At 68.7% G+C, this 12,541-nt stretch carries 14 protein-coding genes and 1 tRNA gene; 9 read left to right on the forward strand and 6 right to left on the reverse strand.

Annotated features, from left to right (window positions below; all coding sequences use genetic code 11):
- Positions 1-25: 25 nt before the first annotated feature.
- From LPA44_RS04885 to LPA44_RS04895, 3 genes are read right to left on the reverse strand one after another with little or no spacing between them, the layout of a single operon-like run.
- Complete coding sequence (locus LPA44_RS04885) at positions 26-1,048, reverse strand: carbohydrate kinase family protein (protein WP_230888475.1); 1,023 nt, start codon at positions 1,046-1,048, stop codon at positions 26-28.
- A gap of 43 nt (positions 1,049-1,091) precedes the next feature.
- Positions 1,092-1,763: a phosphoglycolate phosphatase gene (locus LPA44_RS04890; RefSeq protein ID WP_230888476.1), complete on the reverse strand. Its 672-nt coding sequence runs from the start codon at positions 1,761-1,763 to the stop codon at positions 1,092-1,094.
- Positions 1,764-1,818: 55 nt separating this feature from the next.
- Entirely contained in the window at positions 1,819-2,277 is a 459-nt protein-coding gene (locus LPA44_RS04895; RefSeq protein ID WP_230888477.1) for a YbhB/YbcL family Raf kinase inhibitor-like protein, read from the reverse strand.
- 165 nt (positions 2,278-2,442) lie between these two features.
- Here LPA44_RS04895 and LPA44_RS04900 point away from each other — a divergent pair.
- Positions 2,443-2,515, forward strand: a tRNA-Thr gene (locus tag LPA44_RS04900).
- A gap of 7 nt (positions 2,516-2,522) precedes the next feature.
- On the opposite strand, the gene LPA44_RS04905 is transcribed toward LPA44_RS04900, so the two are convergent.
- Both LPA44_RS04905 and LPA44_RS04910 read right to left on the reverse strand, forming a co-directional pair.
- Entirely contained in the window at positions 2,523-3,959 is a 1,437-nt protein-coding gene (locus LPA44_RS04905; RefSeq protein WP_230888478.1) for an MATE family efflux transporter, read from the reverse strand.
- 92 nt (positions 3,960-4,051) lie between these two features.
- On the reverse strand, positions 4,052-5,158 hold the full coding sequence (locus LPA44_RS04910; RefSeq protein WP_230888479.1) for a M24 family metallopeptidase: 1,107 nt from the start codon (positions 5,156-5,158) through the stop codon (positions 4,052-4,054).
- A 143-nt stretch (positions 5,159-5,301) separates the two neighbouring features.
- Between LPA44_RS04910 and LPA44_RS04915 the strand changes: the two genes are divergently transcribed.
- From LPA44_RS04915 to LPA44_RS04940, 6 genes are all read left to right on the forward strand, one after another.
- Positions 5,302-5,508, forward strand: a complete 207-nt coding sequence (locus LPA44_RS04915; protein ID WP_230888480.1) for a cold-shock protein — start codon at positions 5,302-5,304, stop codon at positions 5,506-5,508.
- 157 nt (positions 5,509-5,665) lie between these two features.
- Positions 5,666-5,917: a hypothetical protein gene (locus LPA44_RS04920; RefSeq protein ID WP_230888481.1), complete on the forward strand. Its 252-nt coding sequence runs from the start codon at positions 5,666-5,668 to the stop codon at positions 5,915-5,917.
- A 44-nt stretch (positions 5,918-5,961) separates the two neighbouring features.
- Complete coding sequence (locus LPA44_RS04925) at positions 5,962-6,465, forward strand: metal-dependent hydrolase (RefSeq protein ID WP_230888482.1); 504 nt, start codon at positions 5,962-5,964, stop codon at positions 6,463-6,465.
- Between the two features lie 56 nt (positions 6,466-6,521).
- Positions 6,522-7,463, forward strand: a complete 942-nt coding sequence (locus tag LPA44_RS04930) for a winged helix-turn-helix domain-containing protein (RefSeq protein WP_230888483.1) — start codon at positions 6,522-6,524, stop codon at positions 7,461-7,463.
- A 161-nt stretch (positions 7,464-7,624) separates the two neighbouring features.
- Positions 7,625-8,227, forward strand: coding sequence for a DUF6663 family protein (locus tag LPA44_RS04935; RefSeq protein WP_230888484.1), 603 nt, complete (start codon positions 7,625-7,627; stop codon positions 8,225-8,227).
- Between the two features lie 166 nt (positions 8,228-8,393).
- Positions 8,394-9,650 (forward strand): hypothetical protein, encoded by a 1,257-nt coding sequence (locus LPA44_RS04940; RefSeq protein ID WP_230888485.1) that lies wholly within the window; start codon positions 8,394-8,396, stop codon positions 9,648-9,650.
- A 9-nt stretch (positions 9,651-9,659) separates the two neighbouring features.
- On the opposite strand, the gene LPA44_RS04945 is transcribed toward LPA44_RS04940, so the two are convergent.
- Positions 9,660-10,568, reverse strand: coding sequence for a ketopantoate reductase family protein (locus tag LPA44_RS04945; protein WP_230888486.1), 909 nt, complete (start codon positions 10,566-10,568; stop codon positions 9,660-9,662).
- 77 nt (positions 10,569-10,645) lie between these two features.
- Between LPA44_RS04945 and LPA44_RS04950 the strand changes: the two genes are divergently transcribed.
- Complete coding sequence (locus LPA44_RS04950) at positions 10,646-11,524, forward strand: DMT family transporter (RefSeq protein WP_230888487.1); 879 nt, start codon at positions 10,646-10,648, stop codon at positions 11,522-11,524.
- Positions 11,525-11,568: 44 nt separating this feature from the next.
- Positions 11,569-12,510, forward strand: a complete 942-nt coding sequence (locus LPA44_RS04955) for a DUF7261 family protein (RefSeq protein WP_230888488.1) — start codon at positions 11,569-11,571, stop codon at positions 12,508-12,510.
- The last annotated feature ends 31 nt before the right edge of the window (positions 12,511-12,541 follow it).

The raw sequence follows: 12,541 nt of genomic DNA on the forward strand, positions 1-12,541 counted from the left end.
GATAATCCTATCTATAGGTTGACGGTTAATCGTTGTGGCTCTTGTCGCCCGCGAGCATCGCCGCCTCGTTAGTGTACTCCGCGATGGCGGCGCGGTCACCGGTCAGTCCCGTGCCGACGTAGTACGACGCACACGCGTTCGCGAGCCACAGCGACGGCTCCCACCCCCACTCGCAAGCCCGCGCGAAGCCGAGCGCCGCCGAAAAACGGTCGCCACCGCCCGTGAACCGGGAGACGTCCGCCGTCTCGAAGTTCGGCACGTCGACGACGTCCTCACGCGTGGCGGCGACCGCGCGCTCTTCGCCGTGCATCACGACCCCCGTGATGCCCGCGAATTCACGGAGATCGCGGGCTTCCTCGACGACGCTTCCCTTGACGCCGACTGCCGACGCCAGCGACTCGAGTTCCTCGTCGTTCGAGCTCACGATTACGTCGTAGCGGTCCGCGAGCGCGCCCAGCGCGTCCACGAATCCCGCGCGCTCGGCTGGCGTCCGCACCGCGACGCCGCCCGGGTCAAGCACGAGCACGCCGCCCTCGCCAGGGCGGTCGGCTGCGCGGTGGAGCGCGTCCGTTGAGTTCGCCAGCGACGACCAGTTCGTCCAGACAACCGCGTCCGCGTCCAGCGCTGCGTCCCCGCCCGCGGCGACGAGGTCGTCGTACGTCCACGTGCGGATGTCCGTCGACTCCGTGGTCAACATCATCGCGGAGTCCTCGAACTCGTAGACGTTCACGGACGCGGGCGCGCCCATCGAGTGGGCGTCCGCGTCGAGCACCCCGAACACCTCGTGGTCGAGGTGGCCGTACAGTTCGACGTCCGCGCCCAATTCGCGGCCCTGTATCGCCGCGTTCACAGCCTGTCCGCCGGGTTCGACGCCGCGGTGCTCGGTGACGAACGAGCGCTGTCCGCCCGACAACTGCTCGACGAACACGCTGCGGCTCTCGGTGGCGTGCCCGCGGTCGAGCACGCCGAACCGCCGGTCGACGCTCCCGTCCGGCAGCATCGTCATCGTCGGAGAGGGGGCGTCCGCGAGCCGCGCGGCCAAGTCCATGTCACGTGGTTCGTGTGGCGCCACTAAACGGTTCCCCGATTCGCTACTCGGCACGGATGCGTCGCGTCGCCGCGAGGAACCCGTCGGCGTACGACTCGTCGAGCACCGCATCTGCGGCGTCGCGCGCGGCGTCGTCGGCGTTCGCCACGGCGTAGGACTCACCGGCCACGTCGAACAGTTCCACGTCGTTCGCGGAGTCCCCGACAGCGGCGAAGTCCTCGGGCTCGTAGCCGAGTTCCGTGGCGACGACCTCCAGCGCCGCGCCCTTGCTCGGCTCGGTGGCCTTCACGTGGTACGCGAACCCCGTGTCCACGACGCTCAGGCCGTGCTCGTCGGCGAGGTCCGTGAGCACGTCAAGCGGGCGCTCGCGGTTCACCGCCAATTCGGTCTCCCGCCAGCGGTTCACGAGGTCTGACTCCCCCCAACCGAGGTCGAAGCCCGCATCCGCGAACGCCTCGCGGACGTCCGCGGCGGCGTCCCTGTCGCCGAAGTAGAACAGTTCGTCGTTCACGTACGCGACGCCACCATTCTCCGCAATGACGCGTTCTTCGACGCCGACGAACTGAGAGAGAGCGACCGGGTACGGCAGCGCCTTCCCCGTCGCAATCACGACCGGCGCCTCCCACTCCCGGAGCACGTCCAGCACACGGCTGTCGATGGACCGGTCCGGGCGACTCAACGTCCCGTCGATGTCGACGGCGAGCGGCGCGTCCATACCCGGAAAAAGTAGTGCTGGCGTAAATGCCGTACTCTTCGCGGGCGCTCACGCGTCAGGGAGCGTACGTACCTTCGAGGAGCGCGTCGTCGAGGACGTGACCCTCGACTGCGGCTTCGACCTCCTCCCGGCCCGCCGACTCGGGCAGGTCGAGTTCGGTGTCGAGCGCGTACAGTTTGAATTGGTATGTGTGCTCGCGGTCCGGCGGGGCCGGCCCGCCGTAGCCGCGCTCGTCGAAGTCATTCGTCCCCTCGGTCGTGCCGTCGGCGCTTGCGTCCCAGTTCTCGGGAATCTCCTCAACACTCGGCGGGACATTCCACACCGTCCAGTGGTCCCAGATTTTTCCGGCGGGCTTCCGGGCGTCCGGGTCGTCCATGACGAGTGCCAGCGATACCGCGTCGTCGGGCACCCCCGAAATCGACAGCGGCGGGTTGACGTTCGCGGCGTCGTGGCCGTACTGCTCGGGAATCCGGTCGCCGTCGTCGAACACGGGGCTGGACACGGACAGACTCACGCGCGACCACTCCGGTGCATTATCGGCTGCTCGCTCGGCACACACAAAAAGCTCGTCGCCGGCCCCGGGAGGCCACGTGTGGCCCGTCCCGAAGTCGGGCGGCGAAGCCGGCGGGTATCAAAGGGGTTATTTCGTCGTTGGCTGTACGTTGAGGTGGCGACGCGCGCCGTGGTAGCTCAGTGGCCAGAGCAGTCGATTTGTAATCGACCGGTCGGGGGTTCAACTCCCCCCCACGGCTTCCCTTCTCAGTCGTCGGTCGCGGCTTCCGGCCGATAGCCCCGGCTGATGGCCTTCCACTTCCCCGTGGCGAAGCGGTAGTAGTTGATGACCGCGGGCGCGACCGTCTCCGCGAAGAACGCGAGGTAGACGCCGAGAAGCCCCAGCGAGGTCGTCGCGCCGAGGTAGACCAGCGGAATCGCGAGCCCAAACATGCCGAAGACGCGGCTGTAGAACGGCCAGCGAGTGTCGCCCGTGGCGTCAAGCGCCCCCGCGACGGCGCTCGTGACGCCCTGTGGAACGATGGCGAGCGCGGCTGCGTACACCATCCCGACTGCGATGGGGACGCTCGCGGACGTCGGGTCCTCGACGAACAGCACGACGATGTCCCGGGCAAAGATGGCGACGAGCGCGGCGAACAGCGCGTACGTGGCGACGGAAAACACGACGATTTCACGGCCGTAGGCTTCCGCGGTGGACTCGTCGCCGCGGCCGAGTTCCTGACCGACAAGGCTGGACGCGGCGAGGCCGAACCCCCAGCCGGGCGCGTTCATGATACCCCAGATGCGCCGCGTGACGACGTACGCGGCGACAACCTCGGATCCGAGCAGGCCGACGAACGCCAGCAGGGGGAAGCGCGCGCCCGTCCAGACGGAGTTCCGGCCCACGACCGGCAGGCCAATAGTGACGACGTCGCGGCACGTTTCGCGGTCCCAGTAGCCGCCGAACGGGGAGACGGTGACGGGGAACGCGCCGACGAGCGGGAGGCGGCCGCGCGTGATGCCGACGACGAACGCCGCGACGATGACGACGTTGCTGACGACGGTGCCGAGCGCCGCGCCCTCGACGCCCCAGCCGAGCGCGAAGATGAACACGGCGTTGAGGCCGATGTTGACGACGGCGCCGCCTGCGCGCAACACCATCGCGGTCCACGCGTCGTCGGCACCGATGAGCGAGCGGCTCCCGACGAGGTTGAGGCCGGCGAACGGGACGCCGAACGCGAGCACGCGGAGGTAATCTGCGCCGTACGTGACGGCCGCGGGGTCGTCGGTCAGCAGGTCGATGAGTTCGACGGGGAAGAGGTAGAACAGCGCGGCGACCGGGAGCGTCGTCGCGAACACGAGCAGCGTGCTCGAGCGGATGGCTTGCCCGAGTTCGTCGTAGGCTTCGGCGCTGAAGCGCTGGGAGACGAGCGCGATGGTCCCCGCCGCGAGCCCGCCGCCGAGGCTGAACGCGGCGCCCCAGAACGGGCCGGCGAACCCGACGCCGGCGATGGCGGAGCTGCCGAGGACGACGCCCACCATAGCGACGTCCGCGGCGCTCTTGGACATGCGCGCGACGCCGGTGACGATGCGCGGCCACGCGAGGTCCGAGGTCCGGCGCGCGCGCTCCTCGGAGATGAGCCCGAGGCGCGCCAGTGCCAGCCCGATTTCGCGGAGGAGCCGACTGAACGGGTTCGGGACCACGACTACCTCGTGCTCGGCGTGGGCCGGACAAAAACGCAACTATTTCGGAACGAAATACAGACCGGGCCGAACGTCGTGGGTCGCTCGCCGCGCTACGCCTGCCAGCCGCGCGGCGTGTCGTTGAGGCGCTCGCAGCCGTCCGCGGTGACGACCACGAGGTCCTCGACGCGCACGCCGAACTCGCCGTCGAGGTAGACGCCGGGCTCTATCGAGAACACCATACCCTCTGCCAGCGGCCGGTCGTTGCCGCCGACGATGTACGGCTCCTCGTGGACGTCGAGTCCCACACCGTGGCCCGTGCGGTGGACGAACGCCTCGCCGTAGCCCGCCTCTTCGATGACCTCGCGCGCGGCGGCGTCCACGTCCTCCGCGGGGACGCCCGGTTCGACCGCTTCGACCGCAGCCTGCTGTGCTTCGCGGACGACGTCGTGGACGCGCTCGAATTCGGCCGGCGGGTCGCCCATGAACACGACTGTGCGCGTCTGGTCGCTGGGGTAGCCGTCGACGCGCGTCCCGAAGTCCAACACGACGGGGTCGCCGCGTTCGACTTCGCGCTCGGAGCGGTGGTGGTGTGGTTTCGCGCCGTTCGGCCCGCTCCCGACGATGGTCTTAAAGGAGGTGCCGTCGCCACCGTGCGCGACGAGACGGTCCTCAACGAACGTCGCGAGTTCCCGCTCCGTTATTCCAATCGCGTCCGTGCCGAGGTCGCGGACATCTTCCATCGCGGCGTCGGCGGCGTCCGCGGCGCGCCAGAGCGCGTCCAACTCGGCGTCGTCCTTCTGCACGCGCAGCGGCCCGAGCACCTCGTCCGCCAGCCCCCACGTCGCGTCCGGGAGCGTCGCGCGGAGGTTCTGCGTGAAGCGCGCCCACATTGTCGGATCCACGAGCAGTTCGCCGTCGGTCATCCCGAGGTCGCTAGCGGTCTCGGCGACCAACTCGGTCGGATCCTCGACGTCAGTCCACAGCCGGACATCCTCGACCCACGTCGCCTCCCGGAGCTGTTCGCCGTACAGTTCGGGTGCGACGAACGCCGGGTCGCCCGCCGCGGGCACGAACAGGAAGAGGTGGCGCTCGCCGGGCTCCTCGCGGAACCCACCGAGATAGTAGAGATTCGGGCTCGGGAACAGGACGACGCCGCTAGCGCCGCGCTCCCGGAGTCGCTGCTGGCACTCGCGGGTGCGCGCTTGGAACGCTGACATGCCGGGAACTCGCTCGTGGACGCCCTTAACAGTAGTCGAGTGGGACGCTGGCCGGCTGGAATCGGCGACGAACACCCCCGAAGGTCCGTGGTAACTCGACTCTCGGAAGCGTTATCCCCGAAGCGGCCCTACGATTGTTTGTAATGGCAGAAGGCAAGGTTGACTTCTTCAACGACACTGGCGGCTACGGTTTCATTTCGACTGACAGCGACGACGTGGACGACGACGAGGACGTGTTCTTCCACATGGAGGACATCGGCGGTCCCGACCTCGAAGAGGGTCAGGAAGTCGAGTTCGACATCGAGTCCTCCCCGAAGGGCCCGCGCGCGACGAACCTCGTCCGCAACTAAGTCCTATCCGCCGTCGCTTTCAGTGACGGCCGACGTTCCAATTTTTTGAGACGCTACACGACGTAGCGACCGCTGTGTGTACGCACGCATCCGAAGTCCGAATAGCGAGTCGCTCGACTACGGACGGTTTTTCTAGTGGCGGCGCCTCCACTCGCGTATGGGAATTACGGAGGCTCTCGGGAACGCTCTGGCGGACCGAGCGTACCAGTTAGTCGGTGTGGTGTTCGGCGTGGCAGCGATAGCGCACTTCGCGCTGTGGGCGCAGGCACCCGGCCAGACGCTGGACACCGCGGTCGCGACGGGTGACGTGAGCGCGGCGCTGCCGGAGGCGATAGCGTACGCGCAGGGCCACCCCGCGTACCTGCTGGCGTTCGTCGTCGGCGCGGTGTTGCTCGTGCGCCAGCCCTGAGTCGCTCTCGGAACCCTCTACTTGCTCGAAGCCGACGATAGGCTGTGTACCGGAGTGGCCACTACGGCGTCGCGTTGCTCGCGTACGCACCCGTCCTGTACGTACTGGGCTCGCTGGGCCGCGTCGTCGCGGCCGGGGCGGGGCTGGCGCTCGTGCTCGCGCTGACGCCGCTGCCCGACGCCGACCACGACGTCCCGCTGATTTCGCACCGCGGCGTCACGCACACGCTGCTGTTCGCTGGCGTCGTCGGCGCCCTCGTCGGTGGCGCAGCGTGGCTCCTCACTGGTCCGGCCGGGCTCGCGCTCGCACCCGACCAGGCAGTCGAGGTTACTGTGGGTGCGGGTGGGTTCGCGGCATTCGCAATTCTCGCGCACCTGCTGGCGGACGCGCTCACGCCGATGGGCGTCGCCGCGCTCTGGCCGGTGTCGAGCAAGCGCTACTCGCTGGGGCTGACCCCCGCCGACAGCACCGTCTGGAACGTCGGACTGTTCGCCCTCGGCGTGTTCGCGACGGCGGCCGCTGTTGTGTCGTCGACTCCTCTCGCGTAAGTTACATAATCGAATTTTTGCGAGGGCTTATGCCTCGTGTCCGTGTATGTCCGCGCATGAGCGGCTCCGACACGCCTCTCGACGGCGCGCCCCTCGACCCAGACGGCAGCCTCGACGACAGCCTGCCGCCCGCCGAGGCGTTCGCGTTGCTCGGGAACGAGACCCGAATCACCATCCTGCAGGAGCTGTGGCTCGCGCCCGACCACCCCGTCGCGTTCTCGGACCTCCGCAAGCGCGTCGGGATGAAAGACAGCGCGCAGTTCAACTACCACCTCTCGAAGCTCACCGACCACTTCGTGCGGCAGGTTGAGGGCGGCTACGAGTTCCAGTACGCCGGCGAGAAGGTCGTCCGCGCCATCCTCGCAGGGACGTTCACCGAGCGCGTCGAACTGGAGTTCCCGGTAACCGGCGACTGCTTCGACTGCGGTGGCTCGCTCGAAGCCGCGTACGCCGACGAGCGCCTCACCGTCCGGTGTACGGACTGCGGGAGTGTCTACGGCCGGTACGCGTTCCCGCCGGGCGGGCTCCGCGACCGCTCGACGACCGAAATCGAGGCGGCGTTTGACCAGCGCGTGCGCCACCTCCACTGCCTCGCCGCCGACGGCGTCTGCCCGGAGTGTGGCGGGCGCGTGGACACCGCCGTCGTCCCCGACGACGACGACCTGCTCGGGCTGGACGTGCGCGTCGACCACACGTGCGTGCAGTGCCAGCACACCATCTCCTCGCCGGTCGGACTGTCGCTTTTGGACAACTCCAACGTGGTGGCGTTCCACGCCGACCACGGCGTCGAACTCGACACGCGCAAGCACTGGACGCTCCCGTGGTGCGTGACCGACGCGTCGACGACGTACGACGCCGACCCGACGCGCGTGACGGTGACGATAGTGCTGGACGGCGAGGCAATGGACGTCACGCTCGACGGCGACCTCCGCGTCGTGGACACGGAGCGCCGCTGTGCGGACGCCGCCGACGACGCGGGCCGCGTCTCCGCGGACTGAGTGAATCGTTCGGCCACGAACAACAGGAAACGTATTCCGGTTCGTCGATTCTTATCTCTTCTCGACACAACGAGCCGGTGCCGGCGGTCAGGGGCACAGCCACGACGTTACTGTGCGCGGAGACGGACGGCCTTATCCCTTCTCGCGCGCAATCTCGGCGCATGGAGACTACGACGGAGAGCACGTTCCGCGTGCTCGGCGCCGCCCCCGAGCACGCCGACGACCTCCTGCTGCTCGACCGGGCCGACCACGAGCCAGTCCGCGTCGCCGCCGACGGCTACGATGACCTCGCAGTCGACGCGCTCCGACCCGGCTACCTCGTCGACGCGACGCTCTCGTGGGACGACGGCGACGCGCGCTTCGCCGAACTCGACGTCCGCAAGCGCACGCTGTTCACGTACGCCGACGCCGTCTCGGGCCTGTTCGAGGCCGCCCTCGACACGATGGAGCAAGCCCACCAGGAGGGCGCGGGCGTACAGGGCCGGCCGACGTTCAGCGCGGACGGTGAACCCAACGGCGCGGTGTACGCGTTCGCCGAACAGCCCGGCGAGCGCGACGTCTTCGAGGAGATACAGACCGGGGCGCTCCCACTTGAGCCGCTCATCGACCGCCTGAACGAGGAGGAGGACTGCGAGCACGAGGTGTTCGTCTTCCGGCCGCTCGAACACGACTTCGTCGTCGTCTACCTCGTCCTGCACAAGGACTCAATTCTCGCCGACACCGTCCGCGACACCTACGACTGTCCGCGCCCCTCGGAAGCCTAACGTCGGACGGCCGTCGCACCCACAAGAGTCTGTCGGCGGTTCTATCGGCGTTTGACCTAACCGAACTACTAATAGTCGACCATCCGACAGTCCCGACGCTGGTCCCCGCGAGCCCCTGATTGGTACCGCGACATAGCGACAGCGCTGCCGGGACTGGCAGGTACACATGAACGCGCGAACGATTACCGCCGTCGCCATCGCTGCCGCCCTCGTCGTCTCGGCAGCGGGCGCCACGGCACTCGCTCAGCCGAATAGCCCCGCCGCCGACTCGCCCGCGACCGCCGACACTGACGCGGACGCAGTCCAGCAGTCGGACGGCGAGACGAACTACACGCGACTGTACGTCGACGAACAGTATCGCAACCTCCGCCTCAAACCCGGCGAGAGCAAGACCGTCACGATAACCGTCGAGAACGGCGAAGACGAGGGTGTGACACTCTCTCCGCACCTGTTCGTGCCGCCGCGCGGCGAGCGCCCCGTCGAGGAGTCGTGGGTCTCCATCGGCACCTCCGACCTCCAGCTCGACGCCGGTGAGGAGCGCGAGTTCAACGTCACCGTCTCCGTCTCCGAGGACGCCGAACTCAACCGGTACGCCGGGGCAATCGCGCTCACGAACGAGACGATTTCCTACCCCGGTCGCCCCGCGCAGCCCGCCAACGGCATCTCCCTGAACGTCGAAGTCTGGCAGGAGCCCACCGTGCGCGTCGTCTCGGACACGTACATGCACTCGCAGGTGCAGGCCGGCGACTCGTTCACCCGCGAATTCGTCGTGGAGAACACCGGCGACCAGGCCGTCCCGGTGAGCCCCGAACTCGTCACCGAGGACCGCTACCGGCCCCACGCCGCCCGCGACACGCTCGAACGCTCGTGGGTGGAAATCGACGCGCCCAACGAGATTTCCCCGGGAGAGACGGCGACCATCGAAGTCACCGTCACGCCGCCGAGTGACGCCGACCGCGGCGACTACCGCGCCGAACTCGACCTCGGGCTGAAAGACCCGGCGCGCCCCGATCGTTCGTCGTACTGGCAGCGCGTCAGCCTCCGCTTCCAGGTGTGGACGCAGCCCGACCAGCCCTTCCAGACGTCGTTCGAAGTGAGCGACGCCACCGAGAACGTGACCCTCGACCTGTCCGCGAGCCGCTACCGGAGCGCGGACAGTGAGCCGGCGAGCTTCGACGTGACGTTCGTCTCGCCGAACGGCACGGAGGTCGCAGCCGAGCGCGTCAGCGTGACGAACCGCGGCACCGTCGACCTCGGATCGTCCCGCCGGCAGGCGACAACTGATGGAACGTACGCCGACAGCGGCGAACACCAGACATTCCGGTACCGACTCGACGACCCCGACGCGGGAGCGTGGTCGGTGAAGATCATGCCGGAGAACGCGATGCAGTTCTCCTACGAAGTCACGCGCAACGAGGAGTAGTCCGCGACCCTACTTTTCTTCGGCGAGCCGCACTAGGTCCGCCAGCGTCTCGTTGACCGACGTCTCCACGCCGTGGGTCGCGCCGCGCCGGACGAGCGCACCGTTCAGCGCCTCGATTTCGGTGCGCCGACCGCGTTCGACGTCCTGCCGCATCGAGGACGGGTTCGTCGCCGTGCGTTCGGCAACCTCGCGCGTGCGCTCGACGGCGTCCCGCGGCACCGCGATTCCCTCGGCGCGCGCGACTGCGACGCCCTCCTCAACCGCGCGCCTGAGCACGCGCTCGCCGCTCTCGGACTCGACGAGCGCGCCGTTCGGCACGCGCGCAAGCGCCGTCGCCGCGTTGATGCCCGCGTTCACGATCACCTTCGTCCACACCGCGGCCTCGGGGTCGTCGGTCACACTCGTCTCGATACCCGCCGCAGTCAAGCAGTCGGCGACGGCCTCGACGCGGGCGTCGTTCTCCACGAAGTAGCGGCCGATAGTGGTGTTGCCGCGGCCCGCGTGTCGTACGTGACCGGGCGCTTCGAGGACCGCGCCGTGCGTCGTCGTCCCCGCGAGCACGCGTTTTCGGGGGACGTGGTCAACGATTACTTCGGCGTTTCCGAGGCCGTTCTGGAGCGTGAGCACGTCCGCGTCGTCGAGGCGGGGCGCGACGTCGGCGAGCGCGTCGCCGGTGTCGTAGCTCTTCACGCAGACGACGAGCAGGTCGGCGTCCGTGGCGGCCGCGTGTTCCGTGGACACGTCCAGCGAAATCTGCTCTTCGCGGCCGTCCGGATGCGTGAATCGGAGGCCGTGCTCCCGGACGCGACGGACGTGGTCGCCGTCGCGACCGAGCAGTGTCACGTCCACGTCCGCCGTGGCGAGCGCTCCCGCGAGCAGCGACCCGAGCGACCCCGCGCCGAGGACGACCACGCGCATGGGCGGCGGTACGGGGAGTGTCGGTAAAGCCTCCCGGGGTTCGATGGGACTTAGGGGGCGGGCGTCCGCGAGCGACTATGGGACTCCGAGACGCCGCCGCGCCGCTGGCCGCCGCCGGCCTCTGGGGCGGGATGTACGTCGTCAGCAAGTGGGGGTTCGCCTCCGTGCCGCCCGTGACGCTGGCGTTCCTCCGAATCGTGGTCGGCGGCGTCGCGCTCTACGTGGCGCTGCGCGCGCTCGGAACGGAGGCGTCGTTCTCGTCGCGGGACCGCCGCGGCTTCCTCCGACTGGGCGCGTGGGTGGCGCTCACGCTGGCGACGCAGTTCGTCGGCACCGACCGCACCACCGCCAGTCAGGGGTCGCTGTTGACGATGCTGACGCCCGTGTTCACGCTGTTGCTCGGCGTCACGATGTTGAACGAACGATTGACGTGGCGCTCCACCGGCGGGATGGCGCTCGCCGGCGTCGGCACCGCGCTCGTGGTCGCGGGCCAGTACGGGCTCTCCATCGGCGGCGGGAGCGCGGTCGGCGTCGCGGTGCTGTTCGTGGCGAGCGCAGCGTGGGCCGCTTACACCGTGGACGGCGCGCGCCTCGTCCGAAAGCACGGCGCGCTCGTCGCGGCAACGTACAGTTCGCTCGCCGCGGTGCCCGTGCTCGGCGTGCTCGCCGCCGTCGAACTCGCGATGACCGGCGCGACCGTCCCCCTCACGCCGGGCGTCGTCGGTGCGGTCGCGTACCTCGGACTCGCGAGCACGGCGGCCGCGTGGTTCCTCTGGTACCGCGGCGTCGAACGCACCACTGCGACCGTAGTCGCAGCGTGCTTCTTCGCGCAGCCGCTGGTCGGGGGCGTGCTAGGCGCGCTCCTGCTCGGCGAGACGCTGGGCCCGGGATTCGCCGTCGGCGGCGTCGTGATGGGCGTCGGCGTCGCGCTCGTCAGCACCGCGCGCACCAGGTAGCCGCGCGACAATCCTTTTGTACGCCGCCCACTTCTCCCGGAGATATGAACCGGGACCGCGGCCAGCTGTTGCTCGTCGCGGGGCTCGGACTCGCGCTCGCGTTCGTGGTGCTCGCGCTGGTGTTGAACGCGGTCGTGTTCACGGAGAACCTCGCCACCCGGAACCACGGCGAGACCGACGACGTGGTCGGCTACGAGCGCGCGACCGAGGCCGGCGTCGGCGGGTTGCTCGTCCAGACGAACACGTACGACGACGCCGACTACGCGACCCTCCGAAGCGCGCTGGAGTCGGATGTCGGAACGTGGGACGCGAACGCGTCACTACTGTCCGCGAGCAGCGGCACTATCACGGCTGCGTCCGTCCGGAGCGTCGAGAACGGGACGCGCATCGTGCAGGCCGACGAGCGGAACTTCTCGGACGACAGTGGCGCGGACAATTGGACGGCGGCCGTGGACGTAAGCGAAACGCGGCGCTTCGAGGCGGTCGTCACGCCGACGAGCAGCAGCCCCGTGGCATTCACGTTCTCGGACGGAACGGCGTCGTGGCGCGTGGAAGTCTCGGAGAACACCTCGAACTCCGGCTACACCGACGTCGATGTGTGGAACGAGACCGGCGACGTGCTCGCAGAGACCTACGTCGAGTCCGACACCGCTTCCATCGACATCACCAAGGGCAGGTTGAACGGGACGCGGGTCCCGGGCTGGACGTTCGCCGAGAACGTCAGCACACCCTACAACGTCAGCGTCGTGAACGGCGGGAACGCGAACGGCAAGTACGGGTTCGTCGTGGACGTGCCGAACGCCGAGGACGACGTTCCCAGCGACACGTACACGGACCGAAGCAACGGGTCGCCGACGGCAGTCCCGGCGCTCTACAGCGCGACCGTGGCCGTCTACGTGCAGGACGCGCGCGTGACCTACGAGACGAACGTCACCGTCGCGCCCGAGTCGTCGCCGGCGGCACCGTGGAAGAGCCCGGCGGAGTAGTCTAATTCTTCACTCGTAATCGAGTGGCAAT

This window comes from Halobacterium sp. KA-4, from assembly GCF_021028995.1.
GTDB lineage: Archaea > Halobacteriota > Halobacteria > Halobacteriales > Halobacteriaceae > Halobacterium.

Bases quoted from the DNA above. Each gene is read 5' to 3' on its own strand.
- LPA44_RS04885 (WP_230888475.1), bottom strand. From the start codon at position 1,048: ATGGACTTGGCCGCGCGGCTCGCGGACGCCCCCTCTCCGACGATGACG.
- LPA44_RS04890 (WP_230888476.1), bottom strand. From the start codon at position 1,763: ATGGACGCGCCGCTCGCCGTCGACATCGACGGGACGTTGAGTCGCCCG.
- LPA44_RS04910 (WP_230888479.1), bottom strand. From the start codon at position 5,158: ATGTCAGCGTTCCAAGCGCGCACCCGCGAGTGCCAGCAGCGACTCCGG.
- LPA44_RS04915 (WP_230888480.1), top strand. From the start codon at position 5,302: ATGGCAGAAGGCAAGGTTGACTTCTTCAACGACACTGGCGGCTACGGT.
- LPA44_RS04920 (WP_230888481.1), top strand. From the start codon at position 5,666: ATGGGAATTACGGAGGCTCTCGGGAACGCTCTGGCGGACCGAGCGTAC.
- LPA44_RS04930 (WP_230888483.1), top strand. From the start codon at position 6,522: ATGAGCGGCTCCGACACGCCTCTCGACGGCGCGCCCCTCGACCCAGAC.
- LPA44_RS04935 (WP_230888484.1), top strand. From the start codon at position 7,625: ATGGAGACTACGACGGAGAGCACGTTCCGCGTGCTCGGCGCCGCCCCC.
- LPA44_RS04940 (WP_230888485.1), top strand. From the start codon at position 8,394: ATGAACGCGCGAACGATTACCGCCGTCGCCATCGCTGCCGCCCTCGTC.
- LPA44_RS04945 (WP_230888486.1), bottom strand. From the start codon at position 10,568: ATGCGCGTGGTCGTCCTCGGCGCGGGGTCGCTCGGGTCGCTGCTCGCG.
- LPA44_RS04950 (WP_230888487.1), top strand. From the start codon at position 10,646: ATGGGACTCCGAGACGCCGCCGCGCCGCTGGCCGCCGCCGGCCTCTGG.
- LPA44_RS04955 (WP_230888488.1), top strand. From the start codon at position 11,569: ATGAACCGGGACCGCGGCCAGCTGTTGCTCGTCGCGGGGCTCGGACTC.